At 51.7% G+C, this 22,530-nt stretch carries 22 protein-coding genes; 5 read left to right on the top strand and 17 right to left on the bottom strand.

The genetic code is table 11. The annotated features are described in order from the left end of the window. Window positions 1–123 precede the first annotated feature (123 nt). Window positions 124–882, bottom strand: coding sequence for a class I SAM-dependent methyltransferase (locus tag G5B47_RS12250; protein ID WP_165098357.1), 759 nt, complete (start codon window positions 880–882; stop codon window positions 124–126). Window positions 883–1,110: 228 nt separating this feature from the next. Next, window positions 1,111–2,121 carry a phosphotransferase enzyme family protein gene (locus tag G5B47_RS12255; RefSeq protein WP_165098359.1) on the bottom strand — a complete coding sequence of 337 codons (1,011 nt, stop codon included), beginning with the start codon at window positions 2,119–2,121 and terminating at the stop codon, window positions 1,111–1,113. 296 nt (window positions 2,122–2,417) lie between these two features. Here G5B47_RS12255 and G5B47_RS12260 point away from each other — a divergent pair, with 296 nt between their 5' ends. Genes G5B47_RS12260 through G5B47_RS12270 form a run of 3 tightly spaced genes read left to right on the top strand, consistent with a single transcriptional unit; the run spans window position 2,418 to window position 4,234 of the window. Next, window positions 2,418–2,810, top strand: coding sequence for a CopG family transcriptional regulator (locus G5B47_RS12260; protein ID WP_165098361.1), 393 nt, complete (start codon window positions 2,418–2,420; stop codon window positions 2,808–2,810). Between the two features lie 19 nt (window positions 2,811–2,829). Beyond that, the gene (locus tag G5B47_RS12265; protein ID WP_165098363.1) at window positions 2,830–3,825 is read left to right on the top strand and encodes a serine hydrolase domain-containing protein; all 996 of its coding nucleotides are present in this window, start codon (window positions 2,830–2,832) and stop codon (window positions 3,823–3,825) included. A gap of 46 nt (window positions 3,826–3,871) precedes the next feature. After that, window positions 3,872–4,234, top strand: a complete 363-nt coding sequence (locus G5B47_RS12270) for an SDR family oxidoreductase (protein ID WP_165098365.1) — start codon at window positions 3,872–3,874, stop codon at window positions 4,232–4,234. Window positions 4,235–4,243: 9 nt separating this feature from the next. Here the strand turns inward: G5B47_RS12270 and G5B47_RS12275 are convergent, their stop codons facing one another. Next, the gene (locus G5B47_RS12275) at window positions 4,244–5,125 is read right to left on the bottom strand and encodes a LysR family transcriptional regulator (RefSeq protein ID WP_165098368.1); all 882 of its coding nucleotides are present in this window, start codon (window positions 5,123–5,125) and stop codon (window positions 4,244–4,246) included. Between the two features lie 151 nt (window positions 5,126–5,276). Here G5B47_RS12275 and G5B47_RS12280 point away from each other — a divergent pair, with 151 nt between their 5' ends. Then, complete coding sequence (locus G5B47_RS12280) at window positions 5,277–6,482, top strand: MFS transporter (protein WP_165098370.1); 1,206 nt, start codon at window positions 5,277–5,279, stop codon at window positions 6,480–6,482. A gap of 137 nt (window positions 6,483–6,619) precedes the next feature. Here the strand turns inward: G5B47_RS12280 and G5B47_RS12285 are convergent, their stop codons facing one another. The 11 genes from G5B47_RS12285 to G5B47_RS12340 form a co-directional block, all read right to left on the bottom strand. Further along, the gene (locus tag G5B47_RS12285; RefSeq protein ID WP_165098372.1) at window positions 6,620–7,840 is read right to left on the bottom strand and encodes a 2-hydroxyacyl-CoA dehydratase family protein; all 1,221 of its coding nucleotides are present in this window, start codon (window positions 7,838–7,840) and stop codon (window positions 6,620–6,622) included. A gap of 52 nt (window positions 7,841–7,892) precedes the next feature. Continuing rightward, complete coding sequence (locus G5B47_RS12290) at window positions 7,893–8,777, bottom strand: acyl-CoA dehydratase activase (protein WP_165098374.1); 885 nt, start codon at window positions 8,775–8,777, stop codon at window positions 7,893–7,895. Between the two features lie 87 nt (window positions 8,778–8,864). Further along, window positions 8,865–10,895, bottom strand: a complete 2,031-nt coding sequence (locus G5B47_RS25365) for a 2-hydroxyacyl-CoA dehydratase (protein WP_206107345.1) — start codon at window positions 10,893–10,895, stop codon at window positions 8,865–8,867. 72 nt (window positions 10,896–10,967) lie between these two features. Beyond that, window positions 10,968–11,186 carry a hypothetical protein gene (locus G5B47_RS12305; protein ID WP_165098378.1) on the bottom strand — a complete coding sequence of 73 codons (219 nt, stop codon included), beginning with the start codon at window positions 11,184–11,186 and terminating at the stop codon, window positions 10,968–10,970. Window positions 11,187–11,298: 112 nt separating this feature from the next. Next, complete coding sequence (cysK, locus tag G5B47_RS12310) at window positions 11,299–12,225, bottom strand: cysteine synthase A (RefSeq protein ID WP_235949745.1); 927 nt, start codon at window positions 12,223–12,225, stop codon at window positions 11,299–11,301. A gap of 81 nt (window positions 12,226–12,306) precedes the next feature. Then, the gene (gene nifH, locus G5B47_RS12315; RefSeq protein ID WP_025334792.1) at window positions 12,307–13,185 is read right to left on the bottom strand and encodes a nitrogenase iron protein; all 879 of its coding nucleotides are present in this window, start codon (window positions 13,183–13,185) and stop codon (window positions 12,307–12,309) included. Between the two features lie 31 nt (window positions 13,186–13,216). After that, window positions 13,217–14,092, bottom strand: coding sequence for an ABC transporter ATP-binding protein (locus tag G5B47_RS12320; protein WP_206107354.1), 876 nt, complete (start codon window positions 14,090–14,092; stop codon window positions 13,217–13,219). Between the two features lie 51 nt (window positions 14,093–14,143). Next, window positions 14,144–15,682 carry a nitrogenase component 1 gene (locus tag G5B47_RS12325; RefSeq protein WP_165098384.1) on the bottom strand — a complete coding sequence of 513 codons (1,539 nt, stop codon included), beginning with the start codon at window positions 15,680–15,682 and terminating at the stop codon, window positions 14,144–14,146. A 42-nt stretch (window positions 15,683–15,724) separates the two neighbouring features. Beyond that, window positions 15,725–17,065: a nitrogenase component 1 gene (locus G5B47_RS12330; protein WP_165098386.1), complete on the bottom strand. Its 1,341-nt coding sequence runs from the start codon at window positions 17,063–17,065 to the stop codon at window positions 15,725–15,727. Beyond that, window positions 17,062–18,018 carry a cysteine synthase A gene (cysK, locus tag G5B47_RS12335; RefSeq protein WP_025334788.1) on the bottom strand — a complete coding sequence of 319 codons (957 nt, stop codon included), beginning with the start codon at window positions 18,016–18,018 and terminating at the stop codon, window positions 17,062–17,064. The genes G5B47_RS12330 and cysK (G5B47_RS12335) overlap by 4 nt, the downstream gene beginning before the upstream one ends. A 307-nt stretch (window positions 18,019–18,325) precedes the next feature. After that, on the bottom strand, window positions 18,326–19,198 hold the full coding sequence (locus G5B47_RS12340; protein WP_165098389.1) for a helix-turn-helix domain-containing protein: 873 nt from the start codon (window positions 19,196–19,198) through the stop codon (window positions 18,326–18,328). A 128-nt stretch (window positions 19,199–19,326) separates the two neighbouring features. On the opposite strand from G5B47_RS12340, the gene yiaY reads away from it, so the two are divergent. After that, on the top strand, window positions 19,327–20,481 hold the full coding sequence (gene yiaY, locus G5B47_RS12345) for an L-threonine dehydrogenase (RefSeq protein WP_165098392.1): 1,155 nt from the start codon (window positions 19,327–19,329) through the stop codon (window positions 20,479–20,481). Between the two features lie 112 nt (window positions 20,482–20,593). Here yiaY and G5B47_RS12350 read toward each other — a convergent pair whose 3' ends face one another. From G5B47_RS12350 to G5B47_RS12360, 3 genes are all read right to left on the bottom strand, one after another. Next, a complete protein-coding gene (locus G5B47_RS12350) occupies window positions 20,594–20,935 on the bottom strand; it encodes a YrdB family protein (protein ID WP_165098395.1) in 342 nt (113 codons plus the stop codon). A gap of 139 nt (window positions 20,936–21,074) precedes the next feature. Further along, window positions 21,075–21,854, bottom strand: a complete 780-nt coding sequence (locus G5B47_RS12355; RefSeq protein WP_165098398.1) for a DODA-type extradiol aromatic ring-opening family dioxygenase — start codon at window positions 21,852–21,854, stop codon at window positions 21,075–21,077. A 27-nt stretch (window positions 21,855–21,881) separates the two neighbouring features. Continuing rightward, entirely contained in the window at window positions 21,882–22,529 is a 648-nt protein-coding gene (locus tag G5B47_RS12360) for an alpha/beta hydrolase (protein WP_165098401.1), read from the bottom strand. Window position 22,530 lies beyond the last annotated feature (1 nt).

Raw genomic sequence — 22,530 nt, forward strand, 5'->3', positions numbered from 1 at the left:
AGGAACCTTGGATCACAAAGAGGCTGCACATAGGCAGCCTCTTTGCATTTTACGGAAAAGTTAAAAGGATTCATGTCTACTTCGTTTCTAACGTCCGCCGGTCGTGCCGAACAGATACACCCCTTACTCTTTACGCGCCACCACCCGAATACGGCGGTAATCCATCTCCCAAACTCCGCTGCGATAAAGCGACGGTTTCAGTTCGTGCTCCAAGTGTTCAATGACCGCCACCCTTTCCGAAGGAGAAAGTACACTTAAGACTCCATTGGCAAAAGTGTTAACCCACTGGCGGAAGCCCTGCTCCCCACCCTCAAGCAATGTCGGACGGTCAAAACAGTGGGCGAAGTCTACCGTAAGTCCATGCCGCTCCAGCAGCGTTGTGTACTGCCCGATACTTGGGAAATACCAAGGAAGCTGGAGCCTGTCATTTGCGCCTATAGCTTCAAAAGCGCGCGGCAGTCCGGCTACGACCGAAGCGATATTTCCAAACGCGCCGAATTCTGCGACAAAACGCCCGCCCGTCCGCAGACTGCCTGCGATGGAGGCCGCAGCCCCTTCCGCATTCTTCAGCCAATGCAGTGCGGCGTTACTGAAAACAGCATCTGCCGGCTGCTCCGAGACATACGTTTGTCCATCCGCTAGGATGAAGATACGCTCCGGATATTTGCCCCGGGCGGCCTGAATCATCTCGGCGGAGGCGTCAATTCCGGTTACTTCTGCGCCGTTTCCGGCAATGGCTGCGGCCAAATCACCTGTCCCGCAGCCCCAATCGATAATCCGCTCTCCCGGCTGCGGCTTTAACAGCTCGATTAACGACTCCCCAAAGCTGGAGACAAACGACATATCCGCATCATAGGTTCCGGTATTCCACTGCTGTTTCATCTCGGCACTCCCTTCTTGTTTCAGAAACACCCCGTCATGATTACAGAAGATCTGTTTTTCATGTATATATTACAACGCTGCCTTTTTATAAGTGAAATATATAAATCGTATAGATGTGATTGGTTATACCTATGATTCAGAACCCGGCCGCTTATGAGCGGAATCGGAGAATCAAAAAAACCGCCAAAACTCTAGCGGCAAGGATCGGCAAAGCCGATTTTGGGCGAATCAGTTATTTGAATCAATTGGCACGGATTCTGAAGCTGTCCGGTAACGCTCGCGTATCCGGTCGCAGAAACCGAGCAGCCTGTCTTTCAGCCTAACGGCCCATTCTGGCGTGCTAGAATCATCCATCCCCTCGATACTGCGAAGCAGCCGCGCGAACATATAGAGATCTGAAAATTTCTGAAAAATGAACGGATCGCTGGTGTATTGTTCATCCAAGGGCTTCACTGACCGGTATCCGGCGAGGAACTGCCCGATCTTCCCTCTGGCCTCTTCGTCCTCCTGTTCATACAGATCGGAAATGGCGGCGGCAACATCCATCATGAACCAATGATGCATGGAATCGTCGAAATCAATAGCGCAATACCGCGCAAGTTCATCATTATAGAAAATATTATCCGTCTCGAAATCATAATGGATGAATCCGGTATGCCCTTTGCCGGTCGGAAGCTCAGAAAGCTCGCGCCGCAATCGTTCCAGCTCTTGCCGGAGCCCGGTTTCACCGGGGTACCGCTCCAATACCGATGAGACAAAATTCAGCGCATCCCGCCAGCTTCTGTATTCCACCGCTGGAGGACGGTATTGTTCGGAAATCAGATGAAGAGCGGCAAGCGATTGTCCCCATTGTTCGTAATGAATGTCCGACATCTCCTCAAGCGGAAGCTGCCTTCCCTTCGCCTGCTCAAATACCACCCCGTAATAAAGCCCGTCCTTTGTAGAAATGGTTTCAATCAAGTCCCCGTTCGTTGAACGTACAGGAGCAACCGCCGGATAACCTTGACTGAGCAAAAATAGCATGAAATCAAGCTCAGCCCGGATATTGTTGATCGTGTTGTCCTCTTCATGAATAAACCGGAGAAAGCGCCGCTCCCCGTTTAATTCGAACATGTACACAAAATTGCTGCTGGCTCTCCAGAACTTCAGCGTGCCGGCATCATGCTCCCATAACGCAATTAATTGTTTGGCCGGAGCATCATATTCCAAGCCCCGAACCATGTTTCTTAATGACATCATAACTTAACTGCCTCCCGTTCCCGGTGAGAGGCGCGATGATTTCAAAGGCTCTTATAAATCATGACCTCTCTCGGATTCATTTGAAATGGAAAACGTCTTCAAACATCATCACTCCTTTAGGTCGATAGTAGGGATTTCTAATCAGTAGGCACATCGGTAGCTCTTCCCCCAACCATTATTGTCGTAGATATTTCCAGATTTATCAAGTGAAAACTTAAGGAGAATGTGAAATAGGATTGATAAATATTGGTAATTAGTGTATTATACCATCTATATAGATGGTGGGGGGATGGCGTATGGCTGATCAAGAAAAAATCACTATTAATCTTGGCCCAGTGGATTTAGGTCAAGTCGATTTATTGGTGGACCAGGGCTTTTATTCGAACCGAACAGATTTTATTAGAATCGCTATCCGGAACCAACTTCAAAATCATACGAATGAAGTACAGCGCTACACTACCGAGAAGTTCTTCGTCATGGGAGTGCTGGAATTTAACCGCGAACGGTTGGAGGAAGTCAAGCGATCGGGGAAAACATTGGACATTAAATTAATTGGCGCGTTAATCGTTTCAAATGACGTGACACCCAGTCTCGCTAAAGATACGTTCGGAAAATTAAAACTGTATGGAATACTGAGAGCTCCAAATGAAGTGAAACAAATATTGCAGGATTTAAGCAGAAGTCGGTGATATCAGGAGGACAATTACAATGCAGGATATCCAGGAAAAAATCCATGAATACCTGTCTAGGCTGTCGGATGGCATTCATTTTTCCGGATCGGTTCTGGCTTCGTTAAACGGTAAAGTCGTATTTCAAGGCGACTACGGTAAATCAAATTTTGAGTTATCGACAGATCATACCGAGCGAACCCGATTCAGGATTGGCTCTATAACAAAATCTTTTACAGCCATTGCAATTCTTCAGCTTACCCAGAAAAAGCTCATTCAGCTTGACGATCCGATAATCAAATATTTTCCGCATCAAAAGGGTTCGGGGCAAATAACAATTCATCATCTGTTAACCCACTCTTCCGGGATTGTAAATTATGTGGACGATCCTCATTTACTGGATTGGTTTGCATCCCCCTCAACAACAATAGAGTTGATCAATCGCTTTTCCGATCTTCCTTTGGCGTTTGAACCTGGGCAACAATTCAGCTACTCCAATTCAGGATATATCCTTTTGGGAGCTTTAATCGAATGCATTACCGGGAAATCATTCGGTTCTTATTTTCAGGATTTCATCTTTAAGCCCCTTGACATGATGGATACATGTATTGACCATCCCGCAACGATGATTAATGATCGGGCCTCAGGATATCAAATTAACGATGAAGGACTTTTATCAAACGCTCCCTATATCGACATGTCCAATACACATGCGGCTGGAGCGATCATTTCTTCAATAAGGGATTTATTCAAGTGGGATCAAGGAATCGAATCCAACAGTCTACTGAGCGCAAAAATGAAGTGGAAAATGTTAACGCCTTACTTGAAAGCTGCTGAATTTTCATATGGCTACGGATGGATAATTCAGGACACACCATACGGAAGGGTTGTTGGTCATAGCGGGGGAGTACACGGATTTTCTTCGATATTTTTAAAGTATATAGACAGACAAGCAACCGTTATTGTACTAAGTAATATTTTTCAGCCTGTTGATACGATCGGTACAGCTATCGCCGAAATTATCTTAAACAAATAGGTGCGAATGTATCTTTCAATAAGTCTTGTTTCAAGGAGGATTACTCATGAACCGATTACATGGCAAAATCGCAATTATTACCGGAGTAAGCCGCAGCAAAGGAATTGGAAGCGCTATCGCTCGTGCGCTCGCCCGTGAGGGGGCGGATATCTTTTTTACCCATTGGAGTATGTATGACGGTCGGCAGACTTACGGGGCCGAGTATCAGTCAGTGAATGCCGTGGACCCCGGACCGACGGATACAGGATGGATGGACGATGATTTGAAGCAAACCCTGCTTTCCAAGTTTCCGATGGGTAGAGTTGGAGAGCCCGGGGATGCGGCGAAGCTGATCGCCTTTCTTGCAAATGACGACGCGCAGTGGATCACCGGGCAAATTATCCATTCCGACGGCGGCTTTAGGGGCTAAAACTAAGCTTTACGCCATCAAATAATAATCCAGCACAAACTGCCTGAACCGTTCAGCCGCGGGGGACAAAAACCGGTCTTCCATCCATGCGATTCCGATTTCTCTGCGGCAGGAGCGGTTTGCGATGGACACCCAGCTTACCTCTTCATGGTCCAGTCCGCTGTATTTGGGCAGGATGGCAACACCGAGTCCGGCGGCGACCAGCCCGGCGACAGTATCGACATCTTCCCCCTCGAAAACAATACCCGGAGATATCCCCGACTCATCCAGCAGTTTATCGGTAATAATGCGGAGCCCGTAGCCTTCTTTAAACGAGATCAAAGGTTCCTGACCAATCTCGCACAATTCCGCCAGTGACGAACCGGCAAGCCGATGTCCGGCAGGCACCGCTATGAACAGCTCCTCCGACCACAATCTTGCCCAACGAATGCGCATGTCGGCATCCTGAGGCGAAGCCATGCACAGATCAATTTCACCTGAGACCAGCTGTTCCAACAGACGCTGGGTGCTGCTCTGATTAAGCTGAAACCGGGTGTGGGGATGCGCTCTGCGGAACCTGCCGATCAGATCGGGAATATGGTGAATGCCGAGCGTATGCAGAAACCCCAGAGAGACCTCCCCTTGTGACGGGTTCAGAAGATCGTCAATCTCGCGCTTGGCCATCCGGAATTCTTCAAGAATATGTTCAACATGGCTGAGAAAAAGCTGGCCGTAGCGGTTAAGACGGATCGACCGTCCCTCCCGCTCAAAAAGCGGAATACCAAGTTCCGTCTCCAGTCTGGCGATGGACCGGCTTAGAGCCGGCTGTGTAATGTTAAGTGTCTGTGCCGCCAGCGTCATATGCTGCAAACGCGCGGTTGCTTCAAAATATTCGAGTTGCTGCCATTCCAAGGCCTGTTTCCCTCACTTCGATTACACAGAATATATGAAAACAATGAAAATAATGCATTATACTTTCAGGTCCTCTTCATTTTATACTTGCTTTGGCTAAGAATAAAGACACAAATCACCAAGCAAGTTGATGAATGGGAGAGAATTAGGCATGAATGTAATCGAAATCGGAAGCTCAGACCATCGGAGGGCTTCGGCAGGCATGTTGATGGGAAGCATAGTTGTATTCGCTGTTTTGTACAGCCCGCAGCCATTGATCAGCCTTTTTTCCAAGGAATATCATATTTCACCGGCAACGGCGGGAGCCTCCATTTCCCTGGCCACGATCGGTCTTGGTATCGGCCTGATCCTGATTTCGGCGTTATCCAGCACTCTGGAAAGAAAAAAATTAATGAGCCTATCCCTGCTGCTAACCTCTATCCTTGCAGTGGCATCCGCATTCTGCCATCAATTTTCGTTATTTCTCGTCATCCGGTTCTTGGAGGGTGTCAGTATTGCGGGATTTCCTTCGATAGCGATGGCCTATATTAATGAAGAGTTCCATAGAAAAGACATCGGGAGAGTCATGGGGAGTTACATTGCGGGAACGGCCATCGGCGGATTTACCGGGCGGATCGTGATCGGAGCATTAACTGACTTATTGGATTGGAAGACCGCGCTGATGATTCTGGGAATGATCAATCTGCTGCTTAGTCTTTATTTCTGGAGATACCTTCCGGCGTCGCGCAATTTCCATCCTCACCGGCGGTCTTTCAAGCAGTGGCAGGCAGGGATGATCGACAACCTGCTGAATAAGCGGCTTCTCTTGCTGTTTATCACCGGATTTTTGCTGATGGGCGTCTATATCATGATTCTGGATTATATCGGCTATCCGCTGACGGCCAAGCCCTACGAATTGAGCCAGACCGTCTTCGGCTTTCTGTTTGTCGTCAATTTGGTCGGTACATTTAGCTCTATTTGGTTCGGTAAGCTGGCGGATCGTCATTCGCGCCCGCAAGTTGTTGCGATAGCGATCTCCATTTTTGCGTTAGGGGCGCTGCTGACTCTGATTCCTGTTTTGGCCATCAAAATCGCAGGAGTCGCTCTGGTTGCCTTTGGGTTTTTTGGCGGACATTCGGTTGCAAGCGGCTGGGTAGGGTTGGTGGCAGATTCCAAACACAAAGCACAGGCCGCCTCTCTTTACTTGCTCTTCTATTACGGAGGCTCCAGTCTGGTCGGATGGTCAGGTGGCCTGTTTCTCCGCCATTTGGGGTGGAGCGGCCTGATTTATTATGCATTTGCTCTGCTGGCTGTTGCCGTACTTGTTACCTCAATTGCGGGAGAAGCCATCCACCAGCGGCGGTTGCAGTTAAAATAAGCGTCTTGAACAAACAGCCTCGCCATAAAATCACAAAAGGACGTTCCCGATACCGATTTCGGGGACGTCCTTTTTTACGATCATAACAAACACAGGAATAATATACGCTCCAATCAGCGATCCTTCCTCGTATCTGATCAGGACAGCATTTCGATAAAAGCTTTAATCCGCGTCAGCAGTTGTCCGCTGGGGGCTCCGACCTGGAAGGTTCCTTCCAGATTAATGCTCGGAATGCCTTTATTATGGAAATAATCCCTGTACATCTCGCGGGTGACGCTTCCGAACGAGCAGCCCAGGTATCCGTATAAAATAAGTCCGCGAGCCTGAATCCGGTCTACTTGCTGCTCGATAACGTGGCGCCGGTATATCGAGGCTCCAGCCATCTGACTCTGGAGCTGGAAGCGGGCAACCGATTCGACCGGATCGATATCCTCTGGAAAATCCCTTGTATATGGCGAGCTAACAAATCCGAGCAGCGCCCCTCCTGCATTGTCGATTGTTTCGTAAATTCCGAATTCCTGCCCGCTGCCGCCTGTCCAGATTAACGGAATCGCCCGTTGGCGTTCGGCTTCATCAGCTTCAAGACCGGACAATTCCTCAACCAGCGCATCCAATACTTCGGTGTATTCCTCCGGTTTGCCAAAATAATGGGTGAGTCCGTTCATCAGGTACATAATTCCCAGACTTTTGACATGAAACGGATGCTGCAGCCGCAAATCCATAATTTCCCGCATTCTGCGCATGAGATAGTTCTTGCGTGCAATTTCACGATGCAGGCTTTCCTTGTCAATCTCCCGGCTTCCGGTCAGCCATTCATTGAAGTCATAAATTTCATCCACAAAATAACGGACCAGTTCCTCATAACGCTCGCCTTCAACGCCCGGAGCGCGATAGACAACGTCGCTCGTATATACGTCGAAGCCTTCCTTCTTCATCACTTCCCACGCTAGGTTATATGGTTCACAGCCGGAGGATGAACCGAATATGCGGGTGATCGAGGTCCCGGCCTGTTTCCGCAAATGCCATTCCCCCGCTGTCGCTTTCACCATGGAACAGGTTTCTGCGGGCATCTGATAATAATCCTCCGAGACCGTAATAGCCTCTTGTCCGCTGATGCGTCCCACCTCCGAAAAGGCGACCGGTATGGCTCCAGCGGAATAAATCAAGGGCATCGCCCAGGGCACGCCGGCCCAGATGACCTTAGTGCCGTTCTTTCCGGCTATCTCCGCATCATCCACATAATCAATAACAAGATTGAACAGCTTTTGGATCGCGGGCGAGTGGGCATGAACCGTATCCCGACTGTATCGGATATGATTGAGCTGCTCCTGCGCTTCGTTTGTCAGCACCGTCGACATAATCATCTTCCTCTCACAAAAAATTAATTCATTTTTCGCTTTTAACTACTCATCATTTCGTTTTTAGCAGAGCAAAATCGCCCAACTCCTCATCGGTGCTGGAAGCCGCCTTCTGGGCAAATATGGCTGCCCCCAGCGCTCCAGCAAAGATCGTATCAAGCTTGACCTTGCTGATCGGATGTCCGAGCAGTTCTTCAAGCGCATGGGTCATGCCCGGATTATTCGATACGCCGCCCGAAAAGACAAGGTCCGGTTCGAGGCCGATCCGGTTGACGAGATTGCGGACGCGTCGCGCCGTTGCCAGATGAATGCCGGCGGCAATGTTCGCCGCGGATACGCCTTTCGCTTTCAGGGAGATCACCTCGGATTCGGCGAAAACGACGCATTGGCTGCTGACATCGGCGGGAGCATCGGCTTTCAGCGCTTCGGCACCGAGCTGCTCCAGCGTCAGATCGAGCAAATGCGCAACTTTCTCCAGAAATCGTCCGGTGCCGGCGGCGCACTTGTCGTTCATGATAAATTCAATCACCTTGCCCGTGGCCGGGTCCACCCGGATCGCTTTGGAATCCTGACCGCCGATATCCACGATGGACCTGACCTTGGCGTTCAGATAATGCGAGCCCATGGCGTGGCATGATATTTCAGTCACAATCTTGTGCCCGGTCACGCCGAAGTTCAGCGCTATTCGGCCATACCCGGTCCCGACAATATAAGCGATATTCTCCCGCGCCACCTTCGACTGCTTAAGCAGCTTGTCCAGCAGCTTGTCGGCCGTCTCCTGCATGAACACGCCCGTTGGGGTAATCGCCGTGTAGAGCTTGCCACCGGCCAAAAGCACTCCTTTTCCCGTTCTGGAGCCCAGATCGAGCCCGACCGCAATATCGCCGGTCACTGTGGACAACAGATCAGGGTCGATGATTTCTTTCAAATCGCTCATGCACGTTCATCTCCCTTAAGAAATGTAATTGAAGGATTTTCGATTAAACCGGCATTGTATCAAGGTTCCTTTCGAACGGTCTGCTTATCAAGCCGATCCGACGGCGGCCAGCCCTTTTCGTTCTCTCAGCACTTCGATAAATGCTTCGAGCCGTGTTTTGAGCTGACCCTGATCGCTCTTGGAATAGTCGATCGGCAGCTCAAGAACCGGAATGCCCAGCTGTTGATAGTGGCGGAAGAATTCGTTCTTGATTTGTCCGTAGCATGGGCAGAATTTAAGGTAAGCGTACAGAACGCCGTCCGCCTGATATTCGGTTGCAAGCGCGCCGGAAATTTCCACGCGTTCCTGGAGAGGCTTCATCCGTGCGCAAGGGGTCTGGTCAATATATCCCTCGGCCAGAGCCCGGTACGGATCGCCTTCCTCATCGATATGTCCGGAGGCTATTTTCAGCCCGGTGCAGTGATCCTCGGCAACGATTCTGGCGCCAAGCTCATCCTCGATAAGCTCAAGCAGCTTACGGTCGCCATCCGCGATAATGCCCCCGGCCATGAACAGCCGGATCGTCCGGTCTTCGCGGACGGGGACCGCGGCCAGCTTATCATAAATGCCCTGGTATAGAGGAAGCAGCTCTTCGGCGGGCAAATAATAGAAGGCTTTGACCAGGTCCAGATAATCTTTGCCCGAAAGCGGCGGATTGGGCCGCTTGCGCAGCTCGGAAATTTGGGTCAGAAGCTTGCGCACCTCGTTGTACTGCCGAATCTGCAAACGCAGCTCACCTTCGGTGATGATATTGCCGGACAGCTGTTCCAGATCGGCCTTGAAGCTCAGGATTTGGGAGCTGTAGAAGTCTCGCGAAGACGGCTTGTCCTTAATCCGGGGAAGCGTATAAATGTCAGCAGGCGCAAAGAATTCACCGATAGCTTCTCCAACGGTCTTGATGCAGTCGCAGGTATAGAAGGTGTAGACTTTATCCAGAGAAGTATACAGCGGATCTTCTTCTTTGAAGGCGCCGAGAATGCTCTTGGTAAAATCGCAGAATACGCTCTGCGTAATCTGCTCGCCGCTGGCTACCGTATGAGTATCTCCAGCCTTGAACAGCCGGATATGGGAAACGCCGGCGGCGCTGATCAGCTCGAGCGGCGTATAGGAGCATAGGTAGCCGACTTTTTTGTGTTCGTCCGCACCAAGGATAAGCTGTTCCTGGCGCTCGGCGATCCGGTTCTCCAGACCGGTAAGGTCCAATCGGAACACGTTCTCCGTTTCCTGGGTTGAGGTGACTGCTGCCCTTGAATAATTCAGGGCATGAATGGCCGCGCCCAGAGCGCCGGCGAAGATCGTGTCGATCTTGGACTCGATCAGCGGATGCCCGGACAGCTCCTCGAGCGCCTTCCTCATCCCGACGTTGTTCGAAACGCCGCCGGAGAAAATCAGCCCCGGCTCGATACCGACCCGCTTCAGCAAATTGCGGACCCGCTTGGCCGAAGCGAAATGGATGCCGGCTGCGATATCCCGCCGTGTCTCGCCTTTGGCCCGGAGAGAAATGACCTCAGACTCGGCAAAGACGACGCATTGACTGCTGATTTCCGAAGGCGAATCGGACTGCACGGCTTCTTGTCCAAGCTCGGTTATGGACAGCTCCAGGATTTCAGCGACCTTCTCCAGAAAGCGGCCGGTGCCTGCGGCACATTTGTCGTTCATGACGAACTCCACAACACCGCCGGTCAACGGGTCAACCCGAATCGCCTTGGAGTCCTGCCCTCCAATGTCCACGATGGTCCGAACGTCGGCGTTTAAATAATGCGCACCCATGGCATGGCAGGATATTTCCGTTACAATCTGGGATGAAATATCGCTATACTTAAGGGCAATTCGGCCGTAACCGGTGCCGACGATATAATCGATATCCGAACGTATCAGACCCGATTGTTCCAGCAAATCCTCGAGCAGCTCATCGGCCGTTTCCTGCATGTTGATGCCGGTATAGACCTTGCTGGTATATAACTCACCCCCGGACAGCAGCACCGCTTTACCGGTTCTCGACCCAATGTCGATGCCAATCACGCTGCCGCCGGATATTTGATCCAACAGTCTTTCATCTACCACATCTTGAATCCGCATTTGCATCACCTCGTATTTTGAAATTGAAAAACCTTCTACCGCCAACTATCTGCCTTCTGAAGATCGGCACCATCAATGTGAATGTCTTTCCCTGCCGGAGGAATCGCCCGCACCATGACCATAGAGACGCAGTAGCGCTTCCCAAGCCGAGAGAATCAGCAGCCTAATGACGGATTTCCCGGCCGCGGTCTTCAATATGGGGAGGAATGGAGTCTTATGGCCTTCGGCCTTTGAATGAATCCGGTTCACCGGGTAAGTCCGTAGCAGAATTTCACTATCGATCTCGAGCATTTCCCATTCACTTCCTTTCATTCTAATTTAGTAAAAAAGGTCAAGCCCGCCGGATGGAAATCGGCTGCTTGACCTCTTTTGGAAAAGTGGGCTGCAAAGAAATACTGCACTTTCAAAATACATCCATGCTCAAATACCGTTCGCCCGTATCCGGTGCCATGCACAGAACCCTCTTGCCGGGGCCGAGTCTGTCCGCGACCTTCAATCCGGCCCACACCGCCGCACCGGAGGAGGGCCCTACAAGCAGTCCTTCCCTGCGGGCAAGCTCCCTCATGACGCCGAGCGCATCATCGTCGGATACCTGAACAATTTCATCGTATACCTTTGTATTCAGCACTTTTGGAATAAAGCCCGGACCGGTTCCAACCAGCTTGTTCGGCCCAGCCTTTCCGCCGGAGAGTACAGGAGAGCCTTTGGGCTCGACTACATAAATGGAAATCCCCGGAATCAATTTTCTCAGCGTTTCTCCGGTTCCCGTAATAGTTCCTCCAGTACCGGAGCAAGCAACGAAGGCGTCCAGCCTGCCTTCCGTCTGCTCTACGATCTCCAGTGCCGTTGTCGTCCGGTGACAGTCCGGATTGGCGCTGTTCTCGAATTGCTGGAGCATGAGGCTTCCGGGAATTTCCTCGCGCAGCTTGACCGCCCGGGCAATGGCGCCCTTCATGCCTTCGGCAACCGGAGTTAGTACCACCTGGGCGCCGTAGGCTTTCAGTATACTAATCCGTTCAGGCGTCATGTTATCCGTCATGACAATAATTGCCGAGTATCCCCTGGCGGCTGCGTTCATGGCGATTCCAATTCCCGTATTTCCGCTGGTCGGTTCGATAATCGTGCTCCCCGGACGCAGCAGTCCCTTCTCCTCCGCTCTCCGAATCATGTTATAAGCGGCCCGGTCCTTGACACTTCCGGAAGGATTGAAAGATTCCAGTTTAACGAGAACCTCCGCAGCATTTGTTCTGGCCAATCGCTGCAGTCTCACCACCGGAGTATTTCCGATCAGTTCTGTGATACTGTTCACAACATGCGTTCTTGCTTTCAAAGCTTCCTTCTTGTCAAAGACCGCTCCGGATACCGGCAAATGGAAGTTCTCCCGAGATGGAGTTCTGGTCTTCATACCAAATTACAAATTACCGGCTGCGGCGGGAGCGATCAGGCCGGATTCCAGGGCCACAAGCTGTTTGCCCCATTCGGCGGCCCACTGCCTTAGCTCGCCGGTTTCCATTGGGGCCGGCACTTTGGACTCGGTATGATTAATAATTTTCTGGGCCAGAGATTTATATACCTTCGCCTGATTGGAATCAGGGTCCGCTTCGATCGTTGTCTTGCCCTGAAGCTCCGCCTGCGTTACCGAAACCGAGCGCGGAACGTATTCCATCACCTGGGTGTGGGTGCGGGCAACGAAGTCATCCACGATTTCCTTGGCATATGGGGCGTTGATGGAATTGGCGATAACACCGCCCAGCAGGGCTCCGCCTTCGGTAGAATATTTATGAATACCTTTAAACAGGTTGTTGGCCGCGTAAATAGCCATGAAATCGGCAGAAGTTACGGTAAATACATGCTCAGCGATGCCTTCACGTACTGGAACGGCAAACCCTCCGCAGACGACATCGCCCAGTACGTCATAAATAACATAATCGAGATCCAGTTCTTCAAATACCTTTTGCTGCTTCAGCAAAGATACCGATGTGATAATCCCCCGACCAGCGCAGCCGACTCCGGGAGCCGGGCCGCCTGCTTCAACGCAATAAATGCCATTAAACCCTTCAAATATAACATCATGCGCTCTCACGATTTGTTTGTCCCGCAGCGTGTCGAGCACAGTGGGAATATATTCTCCACCGCGCAGCGTGTTCGTCGAATCGCTCTTTGGGTCGCAGCCAAACTGCATTACCTTGTAGCCAGCCACCGACAGAGCCGCGCTTATGTTGGAAGTTGTGGTGGACTTGCCTATCCCCCCTTTGCCGTAGATTGCAATTTGTTTTATCTTTTTAGCCATTAAACTGCACTCCTTATCCTTAGTGAAAATTTTATAACGCAGCCGATGAGGATAGCTGTTCGGCAAGCTCAAGCTGCGCTTGCGCCGGAGCCTTCTGGGCCACCGGTTTGACTTCGGCTGTTTCCCCCTGCAGAAGCTCCCACACTCTGTGGCGGATCCAGCTGAAGTCGGCCGTGGATTGGACATCCCCTACTCGTCTTGGACGAGGCAGGGTAACATTAACAATTTCGCGCACTCTGCCCGGATTAGGCGACATGACAACAACACGGTCGGCAAGTGCGACGGCTTCATCAATGCTGTGGGTAACAAAAATAATCGTCTTTCCGGTCCGCTCCCAGATTTGAAGCAGCTCATCTTGAAGCGTCTCCCGTGTCTGGGCATCCACCGCGGCGAACGGCTCGTCCATAAGCAGCACTTCAGGATCGTACGCGAGAGCCCGGGCAATAGCGACCCGCTGCTTCATTCCGCCTGACAGCTCATATGGATAACGGTCGGCGTATCCGCTTAATCCGACAAGCTCCAGAAACCGGTCGCTGATAGCTTGGCGGTCTTTTTTGGGAACCTTCTTGATTTCCAGACCGAATTCCACATTGCGGCGAACCGTCCGCCAGGGGAATAACGCATATCCCTGCATAACAATCCCTCTATCCAGCGCAGGACCGGTAATTTTCTTGCCGTCGATGAACAATTCGCCCTCCGTCGGCAAGGCAAGCCCGGCAATCAGATCAAGCAGCGTCGATTTTCCGCAGCCGCTCGGTCCCACAATGGTCAGGAACTCGCCGGGTCTCACATTCAGGTCGACATCCTTCAGAGCGGTAAACTCCTTCTTCTCATCCTCCGTATTCCGCCGGATCATATACTGGCGGGTTACCCCGGTCACCTTGATTTTCGCTTCATTTTCGGACATTTTCATTCTCCCTTCCTCTTACTTGTTCTTTCCATCCAAAGCTATTTCAAGCTATCCAATACGGGCAGCGATGCTCGCCGAATCGTCAATGTACGTGAACGGGTCCTGCTCATACCAGCTATCCCGGTAAGGCAGTCTCGTGTTTTTGCCCAGATTTTTGTTAAAGGAAGCATTTCTCAAAATACGACTGACCCGCGTTGCCACCTCGTACACGCCTTTGTAGCCCAAATAGTCGTCGCTTTGCCCGAAGAGCGGGAAGATCGGATATCCTTGCTTGGCTGCCGAGCCGTTAACGCCGATATGTCCAACGAACAAGTCAGGAGTAATTTTGCTGAGCAGATTGGCCTGCTCGAACACCTGGCCCGAACCGATATTGAAGATCGCTTTTTCCGAATTCGGTACATCCTCCATATATTCTTCCAGGAGAATCTCGCCGTATTTATCAAAGTGATATCCCCGGAGGCCCAGGATTTCGAAGCCGAGATTATGCAGCAGCTCCGCCGTAGTCAATATCCGAACCTCGCCGCCGGTGAGAAATGCGGTCTTTCCATTGAACTCTGCTTTGAACGGTTCGATCGCCTTGTTCAGCTCCGCCGTTTCCGCCGCAATCAGCTTCTCGGCCTGCTCCTCGATTCCGAAGTGGGCAGCGATATCGCGCAGCCATTTGTTCGTATTGGCAATGCCGATTGGAATGGTCCGCAGTACGTAAGGAATACCATATAATTTCTGGAAATGCTCTACGAAATAATCATCATGCGTTGCGCAGATGCTCACATTGAGCGCCGCTTCATAGGCATAGGTAAAATCTTCGGGGTGCGAATACGAGGGCAAAATTCGTACGTTAAGATCCAGCGCCTTGAGCAAACGAACCAGCTCTTCCTCATCGATGCGGCTCATCGAGCCGACATTGAGCAGATTGACCGTTTTGCTGATTTTCTCCTGATGCTCGAGCTCTTCCTCCGGTGTACGAATGATCGCCGGTTTGGTGCTTTTGTCTTCGCCCACAAGATTACGGATTAAGCCGTGGTACACGGAGTCATAGGCGGTTGCCTGAATTTTCGTTTTGAAGCCTTCGCAGTGGATCGGTACGATCCGGGCCGATACCTGCTTTTGCAAATCGTCCAGAATGCCGTCAATATCATCGCCGATCAAAGCCGGGACACAGCTGTTAAAAACAAGGATGGCGCTAGGGCGAAATTCTCGCTCGGCTTTGAGCACGGCCTGTCTCAGCTTGGCTTCGCCGCCGCTGATAACATCCACTTCGCTCAGGTTGGTGTTAATCCAGCGCAGGCCAACGGCTGATTGCTGGCGCAGCTTCTGGAATACCTTGTTAATCCCGGCGTTCTGAATCAGGTTGCCGCCGCAGCCGATCGGACTGTGAATGACCATAACCGCATCGCGCATGGAGCTGATCATGCCCAGACTGAGGTTAAGCTGGCAGCCCTGGGTTTGGGAGAAGGTCCGTTTGCTGGCGTAGAGACATCCTTTCTTCGAATCATTGGACAAATCTCCGCACGTTCCGCCGTAGGCCTGGCAAGCCATCAGGCGGTCTTCACGCACCGGCGGCACTTTATGTTTAATGTAATCCATGGAACAAGCCTCCTTTTTTCATTAAAAAAACGATGGGGTTCATTACCGGTGGGCAACAACCAGACTGAGCACGTCCTCGGCAAGAGTAAGCCCGCCGGAATAACCGGCATATGCCCGGTTCAGCACCACCCGGTTGGAGATAGGATAGGTGACCGGCAGCAGCGGCACCTTGAACTGTTCCGCCGTATCGCGTTCCATGACGCTTCCGATAATGACTCCAGGGGCGAAGCCTTTATAATATTTTTGCCCTTGATTCTGCGGCCAGTGACGATTGATATAGCCTACGACGCTTGAGGCATCCTCATCGAACACAATTTCCGGACGAAGCCCGGATTCATATTCACCGAATGATGCCAGAACCCGTTCCTTCTGCTCTTCCCCCAGAATATCGGTGATCACAACCAGTTCAGGCAGCCAGCCCAGATCGTCGGAAAGAAAACGGGTAATGGCTTGCGTATAGTTGGGATCGCCGACCACGGTGGCGTAGCGCTGGAAATCGAGATCGTTGTAGACATCCGCCAGACGCTCCAGATAAGGGTAGTAGGCTTTTCTTTCTTCCTGGATTAATTTCTCGACCTTGATTTCATCTACCCCGAGTGCCTTGCCTACTGTGCGAAGGAAGCGCGAAGTTCCGTGATCCCCGACCGGCAAAGGAAGCGTGATATAGGGAACTCCGTGTACCTCTTCAAATACTTTCGCCGCTTCAATCCCGTAAGCTTCCGACACGACGATATTCAGGCTGGCTTTTCCGGAATTTTTCAGGTTCTCCAACGTCTCGCCCTGGCCGAAGAAGGTGTTTGTCTCAAAGCCCAGCTTCTTCAGCAAGCCTTTCAGCACGCCGAGGTTTCCTTTCCAGAACACATCCTGCATGGGAACGACTCCCCACAAATTCACTGTCCCGGGATCTTTCACCGGAGCCGGCTCCACAAATTCACGGAACAGGGTTTCCAGCACCAGCTCGTAGCCGTAATAGGAGTTGCCTTTGAAGCTGACCGTTTCCGCGGCCAGTACCGGCAATTTGCCGTCCTTGAACCGTTTGGTCACGGCATGAACGTTGTCGCCGATCATCTCGACCATGCAGCCCGTGACGACAAAATACAAATCCCCGTCCATAACCTTCAGCGTATTCTCGATCTGTTCGTACAGCCGGCCTTCGCCGCCGAACACGATGTCTCTTTCGGATACGTTCGAGCTTGGGAGCGCCTGCCCGCCGCAATAATTGCCGCCGTTATAGCCCGAAGCTCCGCTTAAAGCCCCCGCCAGATTGCCGCCGCAGCCGGAAGAGGAATGTAAAATCGGAATCGCCCGGGGCAGGGACTGGATGGTGCCGATCGCGCCGCCGAGGGCGCAAACATAACGCGGTCTCTCGATGACTTTGCTCATGACAATCCTCCTGTCTGCGCCGGTTCCTGAAACAATACGGTAGATAAATAGCGTTCACCGGTATCAGGCAGCAGAACGACGATATTCTTGCCTCTGTTCTCTTTCCGCTTGGCAAGCTGGGAGGCTGCAAAGACGGCAGCGCCCGAGGAGATGCCGACCAGCAGTCCTTCCGTGGCCGCCAATTCTCTCGCCGTTTCCAGCGCTTCCTCATTTCGAACTTTGAATACCTCATCAATGATTTCCCGGTTCAGGATGAGCGGAACAAACCCGGCCCCAAGGCCCTGAATTTTGTGCGGACCCGGATTTCCTCCCGAGAGAACCGGTGAATCAAACGGCTCTACGGCCACAATCTTCACATCCGGATTCCGTTCTTTCAGAACTTCCCCGACGCCGGTTATCGTGCCTCCGGTTCCGACTCCGCTGACGAAAATGTCCACTTTACCGCCCGTATCCCGCCAGATTTCCTCTGCAGTTGTCTGGCGGTGAATTTTGGGATTGGCCGAATTGTTGAACTGCTGCAGAATGAACGAGTTCGGTGTAACCGCCGCCAGCGCTTCCGCCTTGCGGACAGAGCCCTTGATACCCTCGGCTCCGGGTGTCAGCACCAGCTCGGCGCCCAGCGCCTTCAGCAGATTGCGGCGTTCCACGCTCATCGTATCCGGCATGGTCAGAATAAGACGGTATCCGCGGGCCGCGGCCACAAAGGCGAGAGCGATACCGGTATTGCCGCTGGTCGGCTCGATCAGCACGGTTCCCGGTCCGATCAGGCCCTGCTCTTCGGCGTCCTTGATCATGGCGTAGCCAATCCGGTCTTTTACACTTCCCGCCGGATTGAAATATTCCAGCTTCGCGATTACCGAAGCGCCAAGCTCCTTTTTCCCGCTAAAGCTCCTGAGTTCCAGAAGCGGCGTGTTTCCAATAAGATCTGTCAGTTTGCTTGCAATTTTCGACATGATACGTTCCTCCATCTTCAATTTGCTTGGCTTGCTTGTATTAAAAAAGAGACTTGACCTGTCCTGTAAAGGTAAAGTCAAGCCTCCAGTGAACTGGTTAGCCTAAGTGTGCATATCAGCCGGTATTTGTGATAAAAATCACAATAATATCATAAAAAAAAGGAAGCCAAGCGCTCCAAATCCGTTGGAGGCCCAGCTTCCGGGTAACCGGTCAGCTACATTTCTTAATTCATATTATTTCAATGTGAATTAATGGTTAATATGGATTATAGTGAAGATTGTCTGCTCTGTCAATAAACTTTTTGCCTTATAGCACATTTTCAGGCTGGCGGCTAAGCTGGTACTGCTTAGGCGTCATGCCAAACTGCTTTTTAAACAAAGCGATGAAGTGGGAGATGTTGTCGTAATTCAGCTGCATCGCCGTCTCTGTAACCGTTAGCTCCTGGAGCAGCTTACTAGCGAGCTTCATTTTTTCGCGGGTGATGTATTCAAGCGGGGCGAGACCCGTCATCCTTTTGAACAGATGCGTAAAATGAGTATGCGACATATTATAACTGCCTGCCAGCTCTTTTACGGATGCAAGCGTTAACAACTCCGAGTGAATATCGCGGATGGCGCGGAACACGGGATGTTTGCTTTCATTTTTCAGACTCAGCCGGAAGGCCCGAATACGCAGCAGATGATAAGCCAGTTCCTGCGCCGCAAGGTCGACCAGAAAGATTTTGCTGTCTCCCGGGTAAGCCATGTAGGCCTTCATCCGGCCGATTGCTTTTACCACAGGGTCCATATCGTCGCTCTTCAGTCCGCACCGCACGACATCTCCGACCGTCGCTTTCTCCGCAAGCCCAAATTCTTCGCTCACCACCGGCTCCAGACGCTCGATCAACTGATCGCCCAGCTCGAACACAAGCGCTTTCGTCTGGCGCTCTATCGACATCTCGACCGAGGAGTGCGGCGGCAGAAGAATCATTTCATCCGATCCATACTGAAAGCTCTCCGTTTTATTGATCCGTACTTCCTTCTCCCCGTCCAAAATCGTGCACAGCTTGGAGCATTCATATGAAGAATACTGCTCGTAGTAATGCTCCGGCAGATCATAATATAAAATCCGGATCAAATCCGTTTGGAACCCATAGTGCAGTTCATCGAACCGGCTAAAATTCTTCAGAAGCTTTTCCATGCGATCCTCCAGAAATTTCGTGTATTTTACCGCAGTTTCGATTAGTTTTTTGGTGTTCGAAGCCTTATTTTAATAATAGAGCAAGGTTATCACAATATTTTCCAATTAACAAATAGCGAGGTGTCGAAATGTCAGGTAATGCGAAATTTATGATGCCGGGAATGAGTCTGCTGGGATCTGGAGCGCTTTTGGACGCAGGTGAAGAAATTCGAAAGCTCGGTTACAAAAAAGCGCTTGTCGTCACCGACAAGCCGCTCGTGGACATCGGGCTTGCCGCCAAAGTCACGGATATGCTGAATCAAAATGGAATCGGCTCTGCCATTTACAGCGGAACGCAGCCGAATCCCACAGTAACAAATGTACGTGAGGGGCTTAAGCTCTATACCGATTCGGAGTGTGACTGCGTCGTCTCGCTTGGAGGCGGTTCGCCGCATGACTGCGCCAAGGGAATCGCGCTGCTGGCCGGGAATGGAGGAGAAATCGGAGATTACGAAGGCGTGGACAAGTCCGCACAGCCTGCCGCTCCGCTTATTGCCATTAATACGACGGCCGGAACGGCCAGTGAGATGACGATGTTTTGTATCATCACTGACGAGGAGCGCCATATCAAGATGGCGATTGTTGACAAGCATACGACGCCGCTGATCGCGGTCAACGATCCCGACCTGATGATGGCGATGCCGAAATCCCTGACTGCCGCCACCGGCATGGACGCGCTGACGCACGCTATCGAAGCGTATGTCTCAATCAACGCGACGCCGATTACGGATGCTTGCGCAATTAAGGCGATTAATCTTATCCGGGATTATCTCATCCGGGCGGTTGACGACGGATCGGATAAGGAAGCGCGCGAGCAGATGGCATATGCCGAATTCCTTGCCGGCATGGCGTTCAACAACGCGGGCCTAGGGCTTGTCCACGCGATGGCGCATCAGCTCGGAGGCTTCTACAATTTGCCGCACGGAGTCTGTAACGCCATTCTTCTGCCGCATGTGGAGCGTTATAATTCGGTCAAAGCCGCGCCACGGCTGAAAGATGTGGCAGAGGCGCTCGGCCGGAATGTAGGCGGCGTCACTTCAGAAGAAGGCGCTGCGCTTGCGCTTGAGTCTATTGAGGTAATGGCGAAGCGGGTCGGCATCCCGCCCGGACTGTCGGCGCTTGGCGTGAAACGGGAAGATTTCCCCGTGCTGGCATCGAATGCGCTGAAAGATGCTTGCGGCGTCACCAATCCGGTTCAAGGCTCGCATGACGAGATCATGGAAATTTTCGAGCAAGCCATGTAATGAGGTAAGCAGCTATATATGGACGAACCCATCCTCTGCAATTAGGGGGATGGGTTTTTGCGATATATTAGTTGGAGCAGCGATCTGTCTCCTGCCCGGTTTCGGTTATGAATTACTGGTTCCAGACCATCATAAGCAGCTTGTTAACAAGCACTACAATCCCATATACCGCTGCCTGCCCGGGCCGGTTCATCAGATACAGCAGCAAGACCGGCGTTCCGAACATCAGGATTTCCAGCAGCAGATGCAGCGGGGCGGGCAGAGCATAAGCGGCTTTGGGTGCGCCCAGCATTCCCCAAACGGCGGCCGCGATCAGCGGCAGACCAAGGCTGAACAGCGTTCGGCTCCAGCCGCTGCCACCCATCCGGTAGCCCCATAACCCGTAAACAATAAGGGCAACGATCTCCAGCAAAAGACGCAGCGCAAGATTAAGCATTTGCAATACTCCGATCATGTTTCATCCCTCTCCTATCCTGTTATTTAATATGATTTTCCGATAAAAAACAAAAAAAACTAATGGTGTTAGTTTTATAATAAACTAATACCATTAGTTTTTCAATAGTGCTTTTTGTATAACCGTATGATCGAAGCGATTAATTGAACCGCCAAGCCGTCAGGCTCAGGCTGCCCCATTGGTAACTGCGGTGCAGAAGCTCCGCTTGCCGCACCCCATCGCCGCTCCCCATCGCCAGAAGCAGCGGAATGAAATGCTCGCTCGTCGGAACGGCTCGATCCGCGTAAGGCGCGAGCTCGCTATAGCGGAACAGCTCCGGCAAATTCCAGTCCTTAAGCCGCTTCTCGATCCAGGTGTCGAATTCAAATGCCCATGCATCGATGTCCTCCGCTCCGACGCCCCACTTGATCTGCCGCAGGTTGTGGACGATACCGCCGCTGCCGATGATGAGTACGTCCTGCTCCCGCAGCTTCGCCAGCGCTTTTCCAATCTCGTACTGGTTCGCACTGTCCAGATACTGGTTCACCGACAGCGCCACCACGGGAATGTCCGCATCCGGGAAGATGAGCTTCAGCACTGCCCAGGAGCCATGGTCAAGCCCGCGGCTGGTGTCGGATACGGCCGGAATGCCTGCGTCATTCAGCAGCGACAACACCTGTTCAGTAACCGAGGCGTCTCCGGACGCCGGATAGGTCATCCGGTACATTTCCTCCGGAAATCCGGAGAAATCATATATGGTACTGTACGTATCCGCCGCGCTGACTTGCTGAACCGTATGCTCCCAGTGGGCGGAAAAGATCACAATCGCCTTAGGCTTGCGCGTAAGCGTGGCGGCAATATTTTTCAGGAAAGAGGTATACTCGTGATCTTCAATTACAAGCGACGGTGCTCCGTGCGCAAAAAAGTAAGATGGCATCATCAGCGGTTCACTCCTTTTTCTCTTCAATTAATCGGTTAAACGGTCTTCCAGCAAAAAGTTCATCACATCCCGGCGGTTCGCCCCGGTTACTTCGTGCCCGCTAGGGTAGGTCTTAAAGTTGACGCGGTCGTTCAGGTTCTTGAAATAGGCCGCGGTCTCATAGCCGATCTTGACCGGGAATACGGGATCAAATTCACCGTGCGAGATAAAAATGGACATGTTTATAACGCTGCGCTGCGGGTATTCCGTTTTTACGAAATCAGGGATGTATCCATTTAGCGCCACGATTCCCTTAATTCTTTCGCCCATAGTAAGCGCTAGCGTCATCGCCAGAATCGCCCCTTGGCTGAAGCCCAGCACATAGCGCCGCGCGGGATCAACCGCATATTTTTCCGTAGCGTATTCAATAAAAGCTTCCAGACGGCCAACCGCCCGGTCAAACATTTCACGGATCGGATTCCCGAGGCTTCTCAGCTCATAATATTGATAGCCTTGCCCCATGGGCAGGTCGCCGCGAATCCCGATCAGAATAAACTCGTTCTTCAGCGGCTCTGCCAAACCGAGCATATCCTGCTCATTCGAGCCTTTCCCGTGAAGGGCGAACAACACCGGATATCGCTTACCCTCCGTATAGCCCTCCGGCAGTACAACGCTGTATTCGTATGGAATACTCATT

Source organism: Paenibacillus apii (assembly GCF_011043685.1).
GTDB classification, from domain to species: domain Bacteria; phylum Bacillota; class Bacilli; order Paenibacillales; family Paenibacillaceae; genus Paenibacillus_AQ; species Paenibacillus_AQ sabinae.

What these genes read in the sequence shown, in the direction of transcription:
- G5B47_RS12360 (WP_165098401.1), bottom strand. Translation starts at nt 22,529, where the DNA reads ATGAGTATTCCATACGAATACAGCGTTGTACTGCCGGAGGGCTATACG.
- G5B47_RS12340 (WP_165098389.1), bottom strand. Translation starts at nt 19,198, where the DNA reads ATGGAAAAGCTTCTGAAGAATTTTAGCCGGTTCGATGAACTGCACTAT.
- G5B47_RS12270 (WP_165098365.1), top strand. Translation starts at nt 3,872, where the DNA reads ATGAACCGATTACATGGCAAAATCGCAATTATTACCGGAGTAAGCCGC.
- G5B47_RS12290 (WP_165098374.1), bottom strand. Translation starts at nt 8,777, where the DNA reads ATGAGCGATTTGAAAGAAATCATCGACCCTGATCTGTTGTCCACAGTG.
- G5B47_RS12265 (WP_165098363.1), top strand. Translation starts at nt 2,830, where the DNA reads ATGCAGGATATCCAGGAAAAAATCCATGAATACCTGTCTAGGCTGTCG.
- G5B47_RS12325 (WP_165098384.1), bottom strand. Translation starts at nt 15,682, where the DNA reads ATGGATTACATTAAACATAAAGTGCCGCCGGTGCGTGAAGACCGCCTG.
- G5B47_RS12260 (WP_165098361.1), top strand. Translation starts at nt 2,418, where the DNA reads ATGGCTGATCAAGAAAAAATCACTATTAATCTTGGCCCAGTGGATTTA.
- G5B47_RS12305 (WP_165098378.1), bottom strand. Translation starts at nt 11,186, where the DNA reads ATGCTCGAGATCGATAGTGAAATTCTGCTACGGACTTACCCGGTGAAC.
- G5B47_RS12350 (WP_165098395.1), bottom strand. Translation starts at nt 20,935, where the DNA reads ATGATCGGAGTATTGCAAATGCTTAATCTTGCGCTGCGTCTTTTGCTG.
- yiaY (WP_165098392.1), top strand. Translation starts at nt 19,327, where the DNA reads ATGTCAGGTAATGCGAAATTTATGATGCCGGGAATGAGTCTGCTGGGA.
- nifH (WP_025334792.1), bottom strand. Translation starts at nt 13,185, where the DNA reads ATGGCTAAAAAGATAAAACAAATTGCAATCTACGGCAAAGGGGGGATA.
- G5B47_RS12280 (WP_165098370.1), top strand. Translation starts at nt 5,277, where the DNA reads ATGAATGTAATCGAAATCGGAAGCTCAGACCATCGGAGGGCTTCGGCA.
- G5B47_RS12255 (WP_165098359.1), bottom strand. Translation starts at nt 2,121, where the DNA reads ATGATGTCATTAAGAAACATGGTTCGGGGCTTGGAATATGATGCTCCG.
- G5B47_RS25365 (WP_206107345.1), bottom strand. Translation starts at nt 10,895, where the DNA reads ATGCGGATTCAAGATGTGGTAGATGAAAGACTGTTGGATCAAATATCC.
- G5B47_RS12320 (WP_206107354.1), bottom strand. Translation starts at nt 14,092, where the DNA reads ATGTCCGAAAATGAAGCGAAAATCAAGGTGACCGGGGTAACCCGCCAG.
- G5B47_RS12330 (WP_165098386.1), bottom strand. Translation starts at nt 17,065, where the DNA reads ATGAGCAAAGTCATCGAGAGACCGCGTTATGTTTGCGCCCTCGGCGGC.
- G5B47_RS12285 (WP_165098372.1), bottom strand. Translation starts at nt 7,840, where the DNA reads ATGTCGACGGTGCTGACAAACGAAGCGCAGGAGCAGCTCAATCATATC.
- G5B47_RS12355 (WP_165098398.1), bottom strand. Translation starts at nt 21,854, where the DNA reads ATGATGCCATCTTACTTTTTTGCGCACGGAGCACCGTCGCTTGTAATT.
- cysK (WP_025334788.1), bottom strand. Translation starts at nt 18,018, where the DNA reads ATGTCGAAAATTGCAAGCAAACTGACAGATCTTATTGGAAACACGCCG.
- G5B47_RS12250 (WP_165098357.1), bottom strand. Translation starts at nt 882, where the DNA reads ATGAAACAGCAGTGGAATACCGGAACCTATGATGCGGATATGTCGTTT.